The organism is Stenotrophomonas sp. C-A (genome assembly GCF_054030835.1).
Window position 1 is genome coordinate 1,928,127 of the sequence record NZ_CM132916.1, and the last position, 18,416, is coordinate 1,946,542.

The 18,416-nt window shown below is 67.2% G+C and carries 15 protein-coding genes; 8 read left to right on the plus strand and 7 right to left on the minus strand.

Going from position 1 to position 18,416, the window contains the following annotated elements; translation table 11 throughout:
* Positions 1-166 precede the first annotated feature (166 nt).
* Positions 167-1,075 carry a pyridoxal kinase gene (gene pdxY / locus ACW5IY_RS09240; protein ID WP_049437270.1) on the plus strand — a complete coding sequence of 303 codons (909 nt, stop codon included), beginning with the start codon at positions 167-169 and terminating at the stop codon, positions 1,073-1,075.
* Positions 1,072-2,196, plus strand: coding sequence for a prephenate dehydrogenase (locus ACW5IY_RS09245; RefSeq protein WP_049437268.1), 1,125 nt, complete (start codon positions 1,072-1,074; stop codon positions 2,194-2,196). The genes pdxY and ACW5IY_RS09245 overlap by 4 nt, the downstream gene beginning before the upstream one ends.
* A 269-nt stretch (positions 2,197-2,465) precedes the next feature.
* Here the strand turns inward: ACW5IY_RS09245 and ACW5IY_RS09250 are convergent, their stop codons facing one another.
* The 5 genes from ACW5IY_RS09250 to ACW5IY_RS09270 all read right to left on the minus strand — a co-directional run bounded on the left by ACW5IY_RS09250 (position 2,466) and on the right by ACW5IY_RS09270 (position 6,643).
* Complete coding sequence (locus tag ACW5IY_RS09250) at positions 2,466-2,660, minus strand: hypothetical protein (protein ID WP_005409247.1); 195 nt, start codon at positions 2,658-2,660, stop codon at positions 2,466-2,468.
* A gap of 70 nt (positions 2,661-2,730) precedes the next feature.
* Positions 2,731-4,503, minus strand: a complete 1,773-nt coding sequence (locus tag ACW5IY_RS09255) for an ABC transporter transmembrane domain-containing protein (RefSeq protein ID WP_010484484.1) — start codon at positions 4,501-4,503, stop codon at positions 2,731-2,733.
* Positions 4,496-5,092 carry an IMPACT family protein gene (locus ACW5IY_RS09260; RefSeq protein WP_049437266.1) on the minus strand — a complete coding sequence of 199 codons (597 nt, stop codon included), beginning with the start codon at positions 5,090-5,092 and terminating at the stop codon, positions 4,496-4,498. Before ACW5IY_RS09260 ends, ACW5IY_RS09255 begins: the two co-directional genes overlap by 8 nt.
* Positions 5,093-5,132: 40 nt before the next feature.
* Positions 5,133-6,128, minus strand: a complete 996-nt coding sequence (locus ACW5IY_RS09265; RefSeq protein WP_049437265.1) for a hypothetical protein — start codon at positions 6,126-6,128, stop codon at positions 5,133-5,135.
* Complete coding sequence (locus ACW5IY_RS09270; protein ID WP_229301621.1) at positions 6,125-6,643, minus strand: RNA polymerase sigma factor; 519 nt, start codon at positions 6,641-6,643, stop codon at positions 6,125-6,127. Before ACW5IY_RS09270 ends, ACW5IY_RS09265 begins: the two co-directional genes overlap by 4 nt.
* Before the next feature lie 247 nt (positions 6,644-6,890).
* Between ACW5IY_RS09270 and ACW5IY_RS09275 the strand changes: the two genes are divergently transcribed.
* On the plus strand, positions 6,891-9,731 hold the full coding sequence (locus ACW5IY_RS09275; protein WP_049437264.1) for an EAL domain-containing protein: 2,841 nt from the start codon (positions 6,891-6,893) through the stop codon (positions 9,729-9,731).
* Positions 9,732-9,750: 19 nt separating this feature from the next.
* Here the strand turns inward: ACW5IY_RS09275 and ACW5IY_RS09280 are convergent, their stop codons facing one another.
* A complete protein-coding gene (locus ACW5IY_RS09280) occupies positions 9,751-10,344 on the minus strand; it encodes an LOG family protein (RefSeq protein WP_049437262.1) in 594 nt (197 codons plus the stop codon).
* A 265-nt stretch (positions 10,345-10,609) separates the two neighbouring features.
* Positions 10,610-12,106 carry an aminotransferase class III-fold pyridoxal phosphate-dependent enzyme gene (locus tag ACW5IY_RS09285; protein ID WP_049486967.1) on the minus strand — a complete coding sequence of 499 codons (1,497 nt, stop codon included), beginning with the start codon at positions 12,104-12,106 and terminating at the stop codon, positions 10,610-10,612.
* 211 nt (positions 12,107-12,317) lie between these two features.
* Between ACW5IY_RS09285 and queA the strand changes: the two genes are divergently transcribed.
* The 5 genes from queA to secF all read left to right on the plus strand — a co-directional run bounded on the left by queA (position 12,318) and on the right by secF (position 18,006).
* Entirely contained in the window at positions 12,318-13,385 is a 1,068-nt protein-coding gene (gene queA / locus ACW5IY_RS09290; RefSeq protein ID WP_049437259.1) for a tRNA preQ1(34) S-adenosylmethionine ribosyltransferase-isomerase QueA, read from the plus strand.
* 97 nt (positions 13,386-13,482) lie between these two features.
* Positions 13,483-14,613: a tRNA guanosine(34) transglycosylase Tgt gene (tgt, locus tag ACW5IY_RS09295; RefSeq protein WP_049437258.1), complete on the plus strand. Its 1,131-nt coding sequence runs from the start codon at positions 13,483-13,485 to the stop codon at positions 14,611-14,613.
* 133 nt (positions 14,614-14,746) lie between these two features.
* Positions 14,747-15,091, plus strand: a complete 345-nt coding sequence (gene yajC / locus ACW5IY_RS09300; protein ID WP_046430173.1) for a preprotein translocase subunit YajC — start codon at positions 14,747-14,749, stop codon at positions 15,089-15,091.
* A gap of 61 nt (positions 15,092-15,152) precedes the next feature.
* The gene (gene secD / locus ACW5IY_RS09305; protein WP_049437257.1) at positions 15,153-17,009 is read left to right on the plus strand and encodes a protein translocase subunit SecD; all 1,857 of its coding nucleotides are present in this window, start codon (positions 15,153-15,155) and stop codon (positions 17,007-17,009) included.
* A gap of 16 nt (positions 17,010-17,025) precedes the next feature.
* On the plus strand, positions 17,026-18,006 hold the full coding sequence (gene secF, locus ACW5IY_RS09310) for a protein translocase subunit SecF (protein WP_049437255.1): 981 nt from the start codon (positions 17,026-17,028) through the stop codon (positions 18,004-18,006).
* Positions 18,007-18,416: the final 410 nt, after the last annotated feature.

An 18,416-nucleotide genomic window follows, 5' to 3' on the forward strand; every position in this document is an offset into this window, starting at 1 on the left:
GCGGCCAAGCCCCCATGGACGGGTTCACGGCGTCCCCGCACTCCGACACCGCCCCGCCATCCCACGGATAGCTCGCTTTGGCTTTTGCCTTTGCCGTTGCTTGAAGCTTTGGCAGGTGCAGGGCTGCAAGCCCTGCCGAAAACCCCCTTGAGCGTAGAATGCGGCCATGAGCGAATCCCTTGATAACCACCTGGTCCACGGCCGCCGCCAGCGGCCCGACGGCCCGTCGCCGATCGATGTCATCTCGGTCCAGTCGCAACTTGTCTACGGCCATGCCGGCAACAGCGCCGCGGTACCGCCGATGCGCGCACTTGGCGTGCGCGTGGCGGAGATCCCGACCGTGTTGCTGAGCAATGCGCCGTTCTACGACACCACCCGCGGCCGTGTGCTGCCCGCCGACTGGTTCGCCGACCTGCTGCTGGGCACCCACGAGCGCGGCCTGCCGCAGCGGGCGAAGATGCTCGTCTCCGGCTACTTTGGCAGCACGGCCAACGGTGCTGCCTTCGCCGACTGGCTGGACGACATCCTGCCGGCCTGCCCGCAGCTGCGTTACTGCCTGGATCCGGTGATCGGTGATACTCACACCGGCCCCTACGTGGAACCGGGCCTGGAAGCGATCTTCGCAGAGCGGTTGTTGCCGCATGCCTGGCTGGTGACCCCGAACGCCTTTGAATTGAATCGCCTGACCGGCATGCCAGCACTCGCCGAGGCCGATGCCATCGCCGCCGCACGCACGCTGCTGGACCGTGGCCCGCACTGGGTGATCGCGCACAGCGTGGGCGGCAACCCGGGTGAACTGGTGACCCTGGCGGTCGGCCGCGAGGAGACCTGGCGCTGGACCTCGCCCCTGCTGCCGGTGGACGTGGCCGGTACCGGCGACGTGCTGATGTCGCTGGTGGTGTCGTTCCTGCTGCGCGGCGAATCGATGCAGCAGGCGATCTCGCGTGCGATTGCGGGCACCCACGCGGCGCTGGAGGCGACCCTGGACAACGGCTTCGAAGAGTTCGACATGATCGCGGCAGCGCCTGCCGCGCTGGCCGAAGGGTCGCGCTTCCGCGCCGAACGCGTGGCATGAGCGGCCTGCTCGAACGTACGCCGCGCACGGTCGGCATCATCGGCAGTGCCGGCGCCTACGGGCGCTGGCTGACCCGCTTCTTCCAGCAGCACATGCAGCTGCAGGTGATCGGCCACGATCCGGCCGATCCGGACTCGCATACGCCGCAACAGCTGCTGGCGCAGGCCGACGTGCTGGTGTTCTCGGCACCGATCCGGCATACGCCGGCTCTGATTGCCGAGTACGTGCAGCAGTCGGCCGGCCGCGAGCAGGACCGGCTGTGGCTGGACGTGACCTCGGTAAAGGAAGCGCCGGTCCAGGCGATGTTGGCCTCTCAAGCCGAAGTGGTCGGCCTGCACCCGATGACCGCTCCGCCCAAGGCGCCGACCCTGAAGGGCCGGGTGATGGTGGTCTGCGAAGCGCGGCTGCAGCACTGGCAGCCGTGGGTCGAGACGCTGTGCACGGCGTTGCAGGCTGAGTGCGTGCGCGCCACGCCGCAGCACCACGACCAGATGATGGCGCTGGTACAGGCGATGGTGCATGCCACTCACCTGGCCCAGGCCGGCGTGCTGCGCCAGTACCAGCCGCAGCTGGGCGATCTGGCCGCGATGATGCCGTACCGGTCGGCATCGTTCGAGCTGGATACGGCGATCATCTCGCGCATCCTCTCGCTCAACCCGGCGATCTACGAAGACATCCAGTTCGGCAACCCATACGTAGCGCCGATGCTGGAGCGGCTGGTCGGCCAGCTGCAGTCCCTGCAGGCGCAGGTCGGTCAGGGTGACGACGGTGCACGTGCTGCATTCCGGGAGCAGCTGCTGTCGGCCAATCGCACTGCCTTCGGCGAGCAGGCGCTTGCGGACGGCAATTACACATTCGAACGGGTGGGTTATCTGCTGGCTGACCTGACCGAGCGCAATGCGTTGTCGGTGCACCTGCCGGAAGACCGGCCGGGCTCGCTGCGTGAGCTGCTGAACGTGTTCGAGCAGCACCGCATCAGCCTGGCCTCGATCCATTCTTCGCGTACGCCCGGCGGCGAAGTGCATTTCCGTATCGGATTCGTGGCGGGCAGCGACCCGGTTGCGATCGCAACGGCGGCGGCTGAGGTGGACGCCAGCGGCATTGGGCGGGTGCTGGGTTGAGCACATTCATCCACAGGCGGTGTGGATGGTTTCTGAGCAAAGGTGTGGATAACCGCGCGCAGCCCTTGGCAGCCAAGGCTGTCAAGATGCTTGGTGAAAAATTGACCATGCTTTTTTGTAGCGTCGAGCCATGCTCGACCGCCTTTGGCAAAAAGGGTGTCGACGAAGGTCGACACCTACCAGAGGCAAAAGGCATGTCGACCAAGGTCGACACCCACCAGAGCAGGACGGAATGAAATCCGGTAGCGCCGGGCCATGCCCGGCGAACCTCAAATCGTCAACCTCAACTCGCCGCCACTGGTGGTGAACTCGCGGCCATCGCGCACCAGCGGCCGCCCATCATCCAGCTCGTAGCGCGGCGTGGCTTCGGAATGGTGCCCGCTGCCATTCGCCTCGGGCTTGAACTCGATGATGATGTGACTTTCGCCGTTGCTGTCGACGGCGGGGAACTGACGGAACGACATCGTGCACCTCCTTCAGCGGATGCTGCAGTTGCGCGGCCAGCTTGGCCGCGCCGATGTTAGCCGGACGTCATCAATCGATGAACTGCAGGCGTGCCAGTTCAGCGTACAGTCCGTCTTCGGCCAGCAGCTGTGCGTGCGTGCCCTCGGCGACGATGCGGCCCTGGTCCATCACCACGATGCGGTCGGCCTTGAGCACGGTGGCCAGGCGGTGGGCGATGACCAGCGTGGTGCGGCCCGCCATCAGGCGCTCCAGCGCCTGCTGCACGCTGTGTTCGCTCTGTGCATCCAGCGCGCTGGTGGCTTCATCCAGCAGCAGGATCGGCGCATCCTTCAGCAGCGCACGGGCAATCGCCACACGCTGCTGCTGGCCACCGGACAGGCGGGCACCGCGCTCACCCAGCTCGCTGTCATAGCCCTGCGGCAACGCGCGCAGGAAACCGTCGGCCTCGGCCGCTCGTGCGGCATCCTCGACCTCGGCGTCGCTGGCCTGCAGGCGGCCATAGCGGATGTTGTCGCGTGCACTGGCCGCGAACAGCGTAGGCTGCTGTGGCACCAGCGCCAGCTGCGCACGCAGCTCGGCCGGGTCGACCTGGCGCACGTCGATGCCGTCCACGTCGATGCGGCCGCTGGCCGGGTCATGGAAGCGCAGCAGCATCGAAAGCACCGTGCTCTTGCCCGCCCCTGACGGACCCACCAGCGCCACGGTCTCGCCCGGGCGCACGTGCAGGTTGAAGTGGTCCAGTGCGGCCTGGTCCGGTCGCTGCGGGTAGTGGAACACCACGTCGTCGAACCGGATCTCGCCACGCAGCGGTTGCGGCAGCGCATGCGGCTGGGCCGGCGCGCGGATCTCGATGTCTTCCTGCAACAGTTCGCCGATGCGGCCCATGCCGCCGGCCGCGCGCTGTAGCTCGTTCCATACTTCGGCCAGCGCGCCCACCGAACCGCCGCCGATCAATGCATACAGCACGAACTGGCCCAACGTGCCGGCGCTGAGGCGGCCGTCGATGACGTCGTGCGCGCCCAGCCACAGCACACCGACGATGGCGCCGAACACCAGCAGGATGGCGCTGGCGGTGACCAGCGACTGTGCACCGATCCGGCGGCGGGCGGCGCCGATGGCATCACCGAGCGCCTTGTCGAAGCGACCGCGTTCGTATGGCTCGCGTGCATGTGCCTGCACCGTGCGCACCGCGCCCAGCGTCTCGCTGGCCAGGCTGTTGGCATCGGCGATGCGGTCCTGGCTGTTGCGTGCGACCGTGCGCAGCTTGCGCGCACCGATGATGATGGGCAGCACCGCCAGTGGAATGCCGAGCAGCGACCATGCGGCCAGCCGCGGGCTGGTGACGAACAGCATCGCCAGGCTGCCGATGACAGTGACCGTGCTGCGCAATGCTACGGACATGGTCGAGCCGACCACGCTGCGCAGCAGTTCGGTGTCCGCGGTCAGGCGCGAGACCAGTTCGCCGCTGCGGCTGCGGTCGTGGAAGCCGGCGCCCAGCTGGATCAGGTGGGCATACAGCTGGCTGCGCAGGTCGGCAACGACTTTTTCGCCGAGCAGCGACACGAAGTAGAAACGCGCGGCCGTGCCCAACGCCATCACGACCGCCACCAGCATCAGCAGGGCGAAGGCGCGGTTGATCTGACCGCCACTGCTGAAACCATGATCGATCATCTGCTTCACCGCCGGAGGCAGGCTCAGCGTGGCGGCCGAAGACACCGCCAGGGCCAGCAGCCAGGCGGTGAACAGCCCGCTATGGCGGCGCACGAATGGCCACAACGTGCGCAGGCTGCCGAGGCGCCGCAGCGGCGGGGTCGAAGCGGGGGCGTCGTCCTTGTCAGTCATCCTGGTCGTCGTCTTCTATGCGGATACGGTCACGGGTGGCGTCGCGCAGGCGGATTTTCAATGCGTCGACCTGATCGGCAGGCAATTCGATCCGCAGGCACACGCCGTTGGCGTCGAACTGTTCATCTCGCTTTTCGGCGCCGAAGGCGGGCAGGGTGGCGTGCAGGGTACCCAGGTCCTCGAAGCCGGCCAGCAGCTGCAGCCGGGCCATCGCTACCAGCGGCAGGCGCGGCGCGGTACGCAGGCACTCGGCGGCGGCGCCACCGTAGGCGCGTACAAGGCCACCGGCGCCGAGCTTGATACCGCCGAACCAGCGGGTCACCACCACCATCACCCGGTCGAAACCCTGGCCGTCGATCGCCGCCAGGATCGGACGTCCAGCCGTGCCGGCCGGCTCGCCATCGTCGCTGGAGCGATAGTCCTGCCCGTGCCGGTAGGCCCAGCAGTTGTGGGTGGCATCGGCCACCGCGACCTGCTGCAGGAACGCCATGGCCGCTGCGGCGCCGTCGATCGGCGCGGCCTGGGCGATGAAACGGCTGTGTTTGACTTCCAGCGTGTGGCTGACCGGCTGGGCGAGAGTATCGAGCATTCCCGCCATTCTACGGGGTTGCCGGGTATTCCCGTCCGCTTCAGTCGTCCAGCAGTGGGCGCAGGTCGCGTGGCAGGCGCGCTTCCGGGTACTGCTGCATGTAACGCTCCAGGCTGGCACGGGCCAGATCACGCTGGCCGTCGTCGCGTCGTGTGCGGATTTTCTGCAGCCACTGCCGACGCGGCAGTCGTGCGTCGGCGTCCACCTCGGCCTGCACGGCGTCCGCGCTCAGGCCCGCATCGCTGCCGCGGCGCATGATGCCTGGTGCGGAACGGCTGGGAGCCTCACGCTTCATCGAGGTGATTTCTACCCGGTCCAGCGCCTGCGCCCGCTCGACTTCGGCGGCATTGGCTGCCGGTGCTGCGGCCGTGCGTGCTTTCAGCGCCCCGGACGCTGCCGGCGCGAATGCCGGTGCCGGTGCCGAGTAGGCGGCGGGGGCCGGTGGCGCAGGCGGCGCTGCGGCCGGAGCGGGCGGAAGGGCCGCAAAGGAGGTATCGGCGACCGCATCTGCAGCCATCGATCGTGCAGCCTGGGCCGGCGCTTCAGCGGTCTCGGCCGGCGCAGGCTTGCGCGTGCGCGCGATGGCCGGTGCCGGTGCCGGGGCAGCGGCAACAGGGCCTGCCTCGGGCGCTGCGGGCGCAGCGGCCGGTTCCGCAGCCGCCACCGCGCTGTCGGCTGCACTGCTGTCAGCGGCCTGATCGGCAGCCGCAACGTCTTCTGCCGCAGCCGGTGCCGCAGCAACAGCGGCCTCACCGGCCGGAACCGGCGGCGGTTCCGGACGCAGCTGCCAGGCGATGCCAATGGCGAACACCATCGAGGCGGCGATGCCGAACACCGCCGGCCAACGCGGGCGTGTGCGCTGCGTGCGCGGCGCCTCGGGAGAGGCGACCGCATCGGCAGCCGGAGCGTCCACGGCAGCGCGGGCCGCGGCCAGGATGGCGGCGTCCAGTGCGGCGGGCGGTGCCTGCTCGGCGCGACGGCCGAGCAGCCGGGCCAGCTCGCGTTCTTCCGGCGTCAGCGGTTCGTCTCGGTTCATGCGTTCAATCCCGCACGCAGCTTGTCCATCGCATAGCGCAGCCGCGATTTCACGGTTTCCCGGCCTACGCCGGTGATCTGGCCGATCTCCTCCAGGCTCAGTTCCTGATCCAGCCGCAGTTGCAGCACCTCGCGCTGCTCCGGCGGCAGTTGTTCCATCGCCAGCTGGATGCGGCGACGTTGTTCGAATTCGGAAAGCTCACCTTCCGGGGTCTGCCCATCCTCGATCGCGGCCAGGCGCAGATCGGCGTCGGCCGGCGCGGCGGGGCGATGACGGGCGGCACGCCAATGGTCATTCAGGCGGTTGTGCGCGATGCGGAACAACCAGGTGCTGAACGCCGCCTCGGGCTGCCAGCCGGCGCGGGCGCTGATCACCCGCTGCCAGACGTCCTGGAAGATCTCCTCGGCCAGCGCGTTGTCGCGCAGTTGCCGCAGCAGGAAGCCGAACAGGCGCTTGCGATGGCGCGCATACAGGCTTTCGAATGCGCGCAGGTCGCCACCGGCCCAGGCCAGCATCAAGGCTTCATCGGTTGGCAGTGCGCTGGCTTCCACGGCGTACAGGGTAAGGCCTGCAGGCGATGGCGCATAGCCGGTAGCGGGGGCGGGCAGGGCGAGGGTCATGGCTCGGAAGGGGCTACGGACAGCAGGAAAAACGTACGGGCGCACGATTCGGGGTTTACGGGCTTCCATTGCCCCCCGGGTGGCGCGCTATGCTCGGCGGCTCAGGGGAGGCGACGCACAGACGGCGCCAAGAGATTGTCATTTGTCCACGCATGCTGAACCGGCGGAAGAGCCACCACACGAGGCCGTGCTGAGCACGGCGCTGGTGCGCGCGTTGCATGCGCTTTTGCCGGAAACGGCCTTGGTCCGCGTCGGCTGGGACGACCCGCAGCTCGGTCGTGGCCAGGGGGGCTGGCCGACAGCGGCTGCCGGAGGTGATGCGGCGGCACCCGGCGCGGGCGATGGCCAGCACGGCTGGGAACATGATGGTGCGCGCCTGCTGTTGTCGGTCGAAGGCGCAGTGCCTTCGCCGGCATGGTGGGGTGTTGCCCGGCAGGCGATGGAGCTGGCGCTGCAGCGCGGCCGCCAGGCCGGCCAGATCAAGGCACTGGAAGAGGCCGAGCGGTTGCAGCAGGCCCTGTTCCAGATTGCAGACCTGGCCGGTGCCGACCTGGAAATGCCCGAGATGCTGCGCCACGTGCATGGTGTGCTGGGCACGCTGATGTATGCCGAGAACTGCTACATCGTGGAATACGACGATGTGCGCGACCAGATCCGGTTCCTGTACTTCGCCGATCAGGTCGATGACTTCGTCGCCGATCCCACGCAGAGCCATGACGCCAGCGAGATGCCGCGCAGCCTGACCGTGGCGCTGCTGCGCCATGGCAAACCGCTCAGTGGTCCCTCGCGCAAACTGCTGGCGCAGGTGATGGAACAGGAGCACGACCCGCAGCGTGGGCCGGAAAGCCTGGACTGGCTGGGCGTGCCGATGCTGCGCGATGGCCGTGTGTGCGGCGCCATCGTGGTTCAGAGCTATGAACAGGCGGCCCGCTATGGCGAGGCTGAGCGCGCATTGCTGGGTTTCGTTGCGCAGCATGTGCAGACCGCGATGGACCGGCGCCAGGCGCAGGTGCGGCTGGAGCAGCAGGTAGAGCGGCGTACCCAGGAACTGCAGCGGGCCAACCACAGCCTGCAGGACGAAGTAACCGAGCGGCGTCGCGCCGAACAGCTGCAGACCGCGCTCTACAACATTGCCGAGATGGCGATGTCAGCCGACAGCCTGGCCCAGTTCTACGGACAGGTGCATGGGGTGGTCGGGCGCCTGCTCGACGCACGCAATTTCTACATCGCCCTGGTCAACCCGGCCGGCAACGGCCTGGATTTCGTGTATTCGGTGGACGAGCACAATGCCAGTCGCGCGCCACGGCCCTTCAGCCGGGGCCTGACCGAATACGTGGTGCGCAACCGGCGCCCGCTGCTGGCCTCGCGCGCGGAGATCGATGCACTGCTGGCCAGTGGCGAAGTGCGTGAATCCGGTGCGCGTTCGCACTGCTGGCTGGGCGTACCACTGCTGCGCGACGACGAAGTGGTCGGCGCGATCGTGGTGCAGAGCTACAGCGAGAACAGCATTTTCAGCGTGCATGACCAGCGCCTGCTGACCTTCGTCGCACAGAACATCGGTACCGGCCTGGCCCGTCAGCGCGACCAGCAGCGGCTGCGTTCGGCGCATGCCGAACTGGAAAAGCGCGTGGAAGAACGTACCCGCGAGCTGGCCGAGGTCAACGAGAAGTTGCTCGGGCAGATTGGTGAACGCCTGAGGGCCGAGCAACGCCTGACCCATCAGGCCATGCACGATGCGCTGACCGGCCTGCCCAACCGCCTGCATTTGCTCGATCGCCTGCAGGATTCGCTGGCGCTGGCCAAGCGTGAAGGTGGGCCGGTGTTCGCTGTGCTGTTCCTCGACCTGGACCGCTTCAAGCTGGTCAACGACAGTATCGGCCACGCTGCCGGTGACCGCATGCTGGTGGAAGTGGCCAAGCGCATTGTATCGATGGCTGGCGCCGAGGACGTCGTGGCGCGGCTGGGCGGTGATGAATTCGCGGTGCTGCTGCAATGCCCGCAGGGCCTGGCACAGGCGCTGGACTTTGGCCAGCGCCTGCTGCTGGCGCTGCAGGAATCGATGTGGATCGCCGGGCGCGAACTGTTCCCGTCCGGCAGCCTGGGCATCGCCCTGTGGAACCCGCGCTACCGCACCGGCGAAGAGCTGCTGCGCGACGCCGACGCGGCCATGTACCGGGCCAAGGCGCAGGGTCATGACCGCTGCGCGATCTTCGACGAGGACATGCGCGAGCAGGCCATGCGCAGCCTCGACCTGGAGGCCGACCTGCGTCGTGCGATCAACCACCGCGATTTCGTGCCGTTCTACCAGCCGATCGTGCGCCTGTCCGATGGCGAGGTGGTGGGCCACGAGGCGCTGCTGCGCTGGCAGCATGAGCGCCGCGGCCTGCTGCTGCCGGGCGCGTTCCTGGAGCTGGGTGAAGAGAGCGGCCTGATCGAACAGGTCGACTGGCTGATCTACGAGCAGGTCATCGCAGGGTTGGCGCAGGGGGGCGAAGGCTACGTCTCGGTGAACGTCTCACCCCGGCATTTCCGCTCCGCCGAATTCAGTGGCCGCCTGTTCGGCCTGCTCGACAGCTGCGGTGCCGATCCGCGCCGGCTGCGCCTGGAGATCACCGAGGTGGCGCTGCTGGACGATGGCCCGCACACGCTGCGCATCCTGCAGGGGCTGCGCGAGCGCGGCATCCAGGTGCAGCTGGACGATTTCGGTACCGGCTTCTCCGCGCTGTCCTACCTGCACCGTTTCCCGATCAGTACGCTGAAGATCGACCAGAGCTTCATCGCCGGCCTGCATGGACCGGAAGTGCAGAGCACGCGCGCGCTGGTCGAAGGCGTACTGTCGCTGGCGCGCACGCTGGGCATCGAGACCATCGGTGAAGGCATCGAGACCGAGGCGCAGCGGCAGACCCTGCGCGAACTGGGCTGCGATTACGGCCAGGGCTACCTGCTGGGCCGTCCGGCACCGTGGGAGCGCGCGGTGGCCTGAGCCACCGCGCCAGATCACTTCAACGCAGAGCGGAGCGACGCTTCTCGTCGATCCACTTGGAAGCCTGGGCCGGCTGGTAGTTCTTCATCCACTCCAGCATCGCTTCGATGTCCGAGCCGTACCACAGATCCTGGCGCTGGTCCGGGTGCAGGAAGCGCTCTTCCACCATGCGGTCGATCATGCCGATCAACGGGGCGTAGAAACCTTCCACGTCGAGGAACGCGCATGGCTTGTTGCCGATGCCCAGCTGGCGCCACGTCAGCATCTCGAAGATCTCTTCCATGGTGCCGAAGCCGCCGGGCAGGGTGACGAAGCCATCGGCGAGGTCGAACATGCGCGACTTGCGCTCATGCATCGAACCGACGATCTCCAGTTCGGTCAGGCCGCGGTGGGCCACTTCCCAGTCGGCCAGCTGACGCGGGATCACGCCGGTCACCTCGCCGCCAGCGGCGAGCACGGCATTGGCCACGGTTCCCATCAGGCCGACGTTGCCGCCGCCATACACCAGGCGCAGGCCGTCGCGGGCGATGCGGTCGCCCAGTGCAATGGCGCGTTCGGTATAGGCCGGCTTGCTGCCAGCGTTGGAACCACAGTACACACAGATCGATTTCATGGATCTTCCTGTCTCTTGGCCGGAAACGAAAACGCCCCGTCGCCGACCGCAGGGCGGTCAGGGACGGGGTGTTCAAGGATTATGAGGCCTTGAGAGGCCTTCTGTAGAGCCGAGCCGCGCTCGGCTGCTCTTCGTTCAGATCGCGGCAAAGGCGCCAGCCGAGCATGGGCTATGCCGGTCGTCCTGCCCGGCACCCTTCGGGCCGTCGCCAGCGACGTTGGCAGCGGCTCCTGCCGCTGCCTTCGGCTCTACAAAAAGCGGGGGCTTACGCCGCCGCGGCCTGCTCGCGGCGCGGGCCTTCACGCAGGGCGCGGCCGACCAAGCCCACCAGCAGGTCCAGCTCTTCGCTGTCCATGCCGAAGTGCGGGGTGAAGCGCAGCGAGTTCTCGCCACCATGGATCACGTTGATGCCGTGCTGGCGCAGCCATTCCTCGGTGGAGTTGGCGCCGTAGCACTTGAACTGCGGTGCCAGCTCGCACGAGAACAGCAGGCCGGTACCCTGCACCTTGGTGATCAGCCCGCCCAGCTCGCTCTTGAGCTGCTCCAGCTTGCGCACGGCCTCGGCACCGCGTTCGGCGATGTTGGCGCGCACCTGCGGGGTCAGCTGGGCCAGGGTGGCGCAGGCCACGTCCAGCGCACGCGGATTGCTGGTCATGGTGTTGCCGTAGATACCCTTGCGGTACAGCTGCGCGGCATGCTCGGTCACCGCCAGCACCGACAGCGGGTACTGCGCGGCGTTCAGTGCCTTCGAATAGGTTTCCATGTCCGGCGGGTCCAGGCCTTCGAAGCCCGGGTAGTCCACCACCGAGAGCACGCCATGCGCGCGCAGGCCGGCCTGGATCGAGTCGAGCAGCAGCAGGCTGCCATGCGCACGAGTCAGTTCACGGGCCACGGCATAGAACGACGGCGGCACCGAGCGCCCCGGGTCGCCTTCGCCCATCACCGGTTCCAGGAACACCGCCTCGATGAACCACTGGTTGCGTGCGGCATCCTCGAATACCTTGCGCAGGCCGGCCTCGTCGTACGGCGCCACGGTGATCACCGAGTCCTCGCCGCGATAGCTGGCCAGGTGCTGCATGTAGCTCTTGCGGCTGGAATCCGAATAGAGGGCAGGGCGGTCGGTACGGCCATGGAAGCTGCCCTTGACCACCACGCGCTTGATCGCAGCGCCGGCGTGGCGAGCACCCGGGTCGGTCTGCAGCTTGGCGTTGACGTCGGCGATGCGCGCGGCCAGGCCGACCGCTTCGGAGCCGGAATTCAGGCACATGAAACGGGCGAACGGGCAGTCGCCACGGCGGTGGCCGATCTCGGCGCGCAGGGCGGTGATGAAGCGCTGCTGCGACAGGCTGGGGGTCATGATGTTGGCCATCACCTGCGGGCGGGCCATCGCCTCCAGCACGGCGTCCGGGGTGTGCCCGAAGCCGAGCATGCCGTAGCCGCCGGCGTCGTACAGCACGGCGCCCTTCAGGGTGACCACCCACGGGCCGCGCGCGGCCAGTGCCACGTACGGGGTCACCGCGTCATCGGCGTAGAAATTGACGAAACCGTCCTGCATCGCGTCGATCTGCGCCTGTTCGTCCTGCGCCAGCAGCGGCCCCAGGTCGGCCTGCACGCGCGCGAATTCCTCGGCGGCGGCGTCCACCGCGGCGATCAGCTGCGGGTGGTTGGCGGACAGGGTGGTCAGGGTGGCATCGTCCAGACCGGAGGTGAGGCGGCTGCCGGGCTGGTTGCGCAGGGGGGCGAGGCGTTCGATGAAGCTCATTGCAGATCTCCTGAAACAATGGGTCGCACGGGTCTTCAAAAGCAAAACGCGCGTCATCACGCGCGCTTGGGGGCAGGCTCGTGCAGCGGACTTCCGGCTCGATGCTAGCACTTGTTTTTTTGCGCGATAACCCCGCAGAAACCTGCTGCATAGCAGCATTTTGCGCGACGTTCGCCGCGAAGCGCGCCGGCTCGCAGACGCTGGACGTACAATGCGCGCCATTGTCGACCTGTTGCCGCCCACTGCCTTGAAGAAGTCCGATTTCCACTACGACCTGCCGGCTGAACTGATCGCGCAGGCGCCCCTCGCCGAACGTTCCGCAAGCCGCCTGCTGCTGGTCCCGCCGGCGCCCGATGCCTTCGCCGACCTGCAGGTGCGTGACCTGCCATCCCTGCTGCAGCCGGGCGATTTGCTGGTGTTCAACGACACCCGGGTGATCCCGGCGCGCCTGTTCGGGCAGAAGGCCAGCGGTGGCCGCGTGGAGATCCTGATCGAGCGCCTGCTCGGCGCCCAACAGGCCCGCGCCCAGGTGGGGGCCAGCAAGTCGCCGAAGGCGGGCAGCCGCATCGCGCTGGATGCCGGTGGCGAAGCCGAGGTGCTGGGCCGCGATGGCGAGTTCTACGTGCTGCAGTTCCACGTGCCGGAATCGCTGGAGCAGTGGCTGCTGCATGCCGGCCGGCTGCCGCTGCCGCCGTACATCCAGCGCGAACCGGGCGTGGACGACCGCGAGCGCTACCAGACCGTGTTTGCGCGCGAAGTGGGCGCGGTGGCCGCGCCGACCGCCGGCCTGCATTTCGACGAGCCGTTGCTGGCCGCATTGAAGGAAAAGGGCGTGGACTTCGGACACGTCACCCTGCATGTGGGTGCGGGTACCTTCCAGCCGGTGCGCGCCGATGACCTGAAGGACCACGTGATGCACCGCGAGTGGCTGAACGTCGGCGCTGAGCTGGTGCAGCAGGTACGGCGCACGCGCGCGGCCGGCGGCCGGGTGATCGGCGTGGGCACCACCGTGGTGCGCGCGCTGGAAAGCGCGATGCGTGACGGTGAGCTGCTGCCGTTTGCCGGCGAGACCCAGATCTTCATCACCCCGGGCTACCGCATCCGCAGCGTCGACGCGATGGTGACCAACTTCCACCTGCCGGAAAGCACGCTGTTGATGATGATCTCCGCGTTCGCCGGCAAGGAAAGGGTGTTCGAGGCGTACCAGCACGCGATCGAGCAGCGCTACCGCTTCTTCAGCTACGGCGACGCCATGCTGCTGTTCCCGCAGGCGGGGTAGGGGGCCCTGGGAGCGCCGGGACCCCTGTGGGTGCGCACCTTGGTGCGCACGCCTTCTTGGGAGACAATAGGCGACTATTTGCCTGAACGACCGCTCCATGTCCCGATTGCAGTTCCAGCTCCAGACCCGCGACGGCCGTGCCCGCCGTGGCCGCCTGACCTTCCCGCGTGGTACGGTGGAAACGCCGGCCTTCATGCCGGTGGGAACCTATGGCTCGGTCAAGGGCATCCTGCCGGACCAGGTGCGTGCGCTGGGCGCCGAGATCATCCTCGGCAACACCTTCCACCTGTACCTGCGCCCGGGCCTGGACATCATCGCCGACCACGGCGGCCTGCACGGCTTCTGCCGCTGGGATGGCCCGATCCTGACCGACTCCGGCGGCTTCCAGGTGTTCTCGCTGGCCCACCGCCGCAAGATCACCGAGCAGGGCGTGACCTTCGCCTCGCCCACCGACGGTGCCCGTGTGTTCCTGGGCCCGGAAGAGAGCATGAAGATCCAGAAGGTGCTCGATTCGGACGTGGTGATGATCTTCGACGAGTGCACCCCGTACCCGGCCACCGAGGATGTGGCGCGCCGCTCGATGGAACTGAGCCTGCGCTGGGCCCAGCGCAGCCGCAACGCGCATGACGAGCTGGGCAACGACGCGGCCCTGTTCGGCATCGTCCAGGGCGGCGTGCATACCGACCTGCGCAGCCGTTCGGCCGAGGCCCTGCAGGCGATCGGCTTCGACGGTTACGCCATCGGCGGCTTGGCCGTGGGCGAACCGGAGCACGAGCGCAACGCCATGCTCGACCACCTGGACCCCGAGCTGCCGGGCGACCGCCCGCGCTACCTGATGGGCGTGGGCCGGCCGGAGGACCTGGTCGAGGGTGTCGCACGTGGCGTGGACATGTTCGACTGCGTGATGCCCACCCGCAACGCCCGCAACGGCCACTATTTCACCTCGTTCGGCACCGTTCGCATCCGTAATTCGCAGTACGCACGCGACATGGACCCGATCGAGCCGGGCTGCGGCTGCGTGGCCTGCACCGGCGGCTACACCCGTTCCTACCTGCGTCACCTGGACCGCTGCAACGAGATGCTGGCACCGATGCTGGGCACGCTGCACAACCTGTTCTATTACGAAAAGCTCATGGCCGACATCCGTGCGGCCATCGAGGCGGGAACCTTCCTGGCCTTCCGTGAGTCCTTCTACGCGGCACGCGGGGCGGTACCCCCGCCGCTGTAACCCGAACGCCCCTGCCAAACGGCCCAAGGACGAACGCCCGGGGCCGTGGCATACTTCAAGGCTGACCCAGATCCGCGGTCGACACCCCGTGCCCGTGAAAGGGCCGGAGCGCCGCCCAACCAAAGGACCAACGATGAACCTGCTTGCCTTCCTGATTCCCGCCGCCCACGCCCAGGCCGCCGGCGGCCAACCGCAGGGCATGGGCCTGACCACGCTGCTGTTCCCGGTCATCCTGATCGCCATCATGTACTTCCTGATGATCCGCCCGCAGATGAAGCGGCAGAAGGAGCACAAGTCCATGCTGGAGAAGATCAAGCGTGGCGACGAAGTGCTGACCAACGGTGGCATCGCCGGCAAGGTCACCGACATCGGCGACAACTTCATCACCATCGAAGTGGCCGAGAACGTGCGCATCCGCGTGCAGAAGGGCGCTGTCGGCAGCGTGCTGCCGACCGGCACCCTGGATTCGGCCAAGTAAGCCACTCCCTTTCCGAAGCACAACCGCGGCGCCGGGGATGGCGCCGCGCGGGACCCAAGCAATGCTCGAATTTCCACGCTGGAAGTACGTCGTCATCCTGATCGTACTGGCGCTCAGCGCGCTGTACGCGCTGCCCAACATCTACCAGAAGGACCCGGCCCTCCAGATCACCGCCAACCGTGGCGGGCAGATCGACGATGCGCTGCGCGACCGTGTGCTGGCCGACCTGAAGACGGCCGGTGTCACCACCATCGGTGTCGAGAAGGAAGGGGAGAGCCTGATCGTCCGCCTGCCGGACCTGAAGGCGCAGTCCGCTGCCAGCGACGCCCTGCGTGATACGGTCGGCGAAAAATACACCGTGGCCCTGAACCTGGCCTCGACCGTGCCGGACTGGCTGGCCAACCTCGGCGGCCGCCCGATGGTGCTGGGCCTGGACCTGCAGGGTGGTGTGCACTTCGTGCTGCAGGTCGACCAGAAGGCCGCCCTGGACAAGCGCCTGGACGCCTACACCGAAGACGTGCGTAGCACCCTGCGCGACGCGCGCATTCCGTACCAGTCGGTGGAACGCCGTGCTGACAACAGCATCGTGGCGAACCTGAGCCCATCCGCCGGTGACGACGCCGCGCAGCGTGCCCGCACTGCCCTGGTCAAGGCGCAGCCGACCCTCGGCTACGACGTCAGTGGCAATCGCATCACGGTGACCGTGCCGGAAACCGAGATCACCCAGATCGCCAACGGCGCCATCGAGCAGAACATCAACACCCTGCGCAACCGCGTGAACCAGCTGGGCGTGGCCGAGCCGATCATCCAGCGCCAGGGTGCCGACCGCGTGGTCGTGCAGCTGCCGGGCGTGCAGGACACGGCCGAAGCCAAGCGCATGATCGGCGCCACCGCTACCCTCGAGTATCGCGCGGTGGTTGACGGCAATGCACAGGACGCCATCAACTCCGGTCGCATCCCACCGGAAGCGAAGGTCTACCAGCGTCGTGATGGCGGTGGTCCGGTCCTGCTGAACAAGCGCGTGATCGTCACTGGTGACCAGATGGTCGGCGCGCAGGCGGTGACCGATTCGAACAGCGGCTCTCCGGCGGTCAGCGTGACGCTGAACAATGTCGGCGGCCAGCGCATGTTCGACTTCACCAGCGCCAACGTGAACAAGCCGATGGCGGTGGTCTACACCGAGCGCGTGCCGACCGTGACCGTCGTCGACGGCCAGGAAGTGCGTGGCTTCAAGGTCAACGAGGAAGTGATCTCGGTGGCCAACATCAACGGCGTGTTCGGCAAGAACTTCCAGACCACCGGCCTGCAGAAGAAGGAAGCCGAGGACCTGGCCAAGCTGCTGAAGTCCGGCTCGCTGGCCGCGCCGATGGACTTCGTCGAAGAGCGCGTGGTCGGCCCGAGCCTGGGTGCCGAGAACGTCAAGAACGGTATGCGCGCGGTGGTGTTCGCATTCCTGTTCACCCTGGTGTTCTTCAGCGTCTACTACCGCATGTTCGGCGTGATCACCTCGATCGCGATGCTGTTCAACCTGCTGATCGTGGTGGCGGTGATGTCGCTGTTCGGCGCGACCATGACCCTGCCGGGCTTCGCCGGCCTGGCGTTGTCGGTCGGCCTGTCGGTGGACGCCAACGTGCTGATCAACGAGCGTATCCGTGAAGAGCTGCGTGCCGGCGTGCCGGGCAAGACCGCGATCGTGACCGGTTACGAGCGTGCCTCCGGCACCATCCTCGACGCCAACCTGACCGGCCTGATCGTCGGTGTGGCGCTGTTCGCATTCGGTACCGGTCCGCTGAAGGGCTTCGCGCTGACCATGATCATCGGTATTTTCGCCTCCATGTTCACTGCGATCACCGTGTCGCGTGCGCTGGCGACGCTGATCTACGGCCGTCGCAAGAAGCTCCAGAACGTGGCCATCTGACGGGACGACACGCACAATGAAACTGTTTCCGCTGCACATCCTCCCGAACGACACCAAGATCGACTTCATGCGCTGGCGCCATGTCGCCATGGCGGTCACCATCGTGGTGTTCCTGGCGTCGGTCGCCATCATCGGCTTCAAGGGCTTCAACTACGCACTGGACTTCACCGGCGGTACCTTGATCGAAGCCCGCTTCGACAAGGCGGTGGACGTCGAGCAGGTCCGTACCAAGCTGGAGCAGAACGGCTTCGATGGCGCCCAGGTACAGAGCGTCGGTGGCAACACCGACCTGCTGATCCGCCTGGCGCCGCACGGCGAGCATGCTCCGGGCACGGGTGCTGCCGCCACCGAAGACAAGGCTACCGCTGCCGCTGTAGTGAAGGCACTGTCCACGGCTGACAACCAGGCCACCGTGCTGCGCAACGAGTTCGTCGGCCCGCAGATCGGCAAGGACCTGGCGATGAATGGCCTGTACGCCACCATCTTCATGCTGGCCGGCTTCCTGATCTACATCGCCGTGCGCTTCGAATGGAAGTTCGCGGTCACCGCCAGCATCGTGGCCATGTTCGACCTGATCGTGACGGTGGCTTACGTGTCCCTGCTGGGCCGTGAGTTCGACCTGACCGTGCTGGCCGGCCTGCTGTCGGTGATGGGCTTTGCGATCAACGACATCATCGTGGTCTTCGACCGCGTCCGCGAGAACTTCCGCAGCCTGCGCGTGGACTCTATGGAAGTGCTGAACCGTTCGATCAACCAGACGCTGTCGCGTACGGTGATCACCGCGGTGATGTTCTTCCTGTCCGCGCTGGCCCTGTACCTGTACGGCGGCAGCTCGATGGAAGGCCTGGCCGAGACGCACATGATCGGTGCGGTGATCGTGGTGCTGTCCTCGATCCTGGTGGCGGTGCCGATGCTGACGATCGGTTTCCTGCGCGTCAGCAAGCAGGACCTGCTGCCGAAGGCCAAGGACGTCGAGGCCCTGGCCCGTCGCCCGTAAGCATCCGCTGCACGCAGCACACAGAGAACCCCGCGCAAGCGGGGTTTTTTGTTGGCCGGGTTGCACCCGGCACCCGCCGAGGCAACAGCAACAGCAACAGCGGGCATTCCGTGGGTTGGCGGGGCGGTGTCGGATTGCGGGGACGCCGCAAGTACGTCCTTGTAGGCTTGGCAGCCGCATCCATGCGGCTGACACCCCGCACTCCGACACCGCCCCACCTTTGACAGATTCCTGCGGCCGTCGGTAGGTGTCGACCTTGGTCGACACATCTGTCAGATATCGAATGAATTCAACCGTGTCGACCAAGGTCGACACCTACCAGGGCCGCACGCCGTCCTGGCAGATCGCGGAGAACTGTCGAAAGCGGGGTGGGTCCGGTTGAGGGGGTGTCCGCGGCATGGATGCCGCGG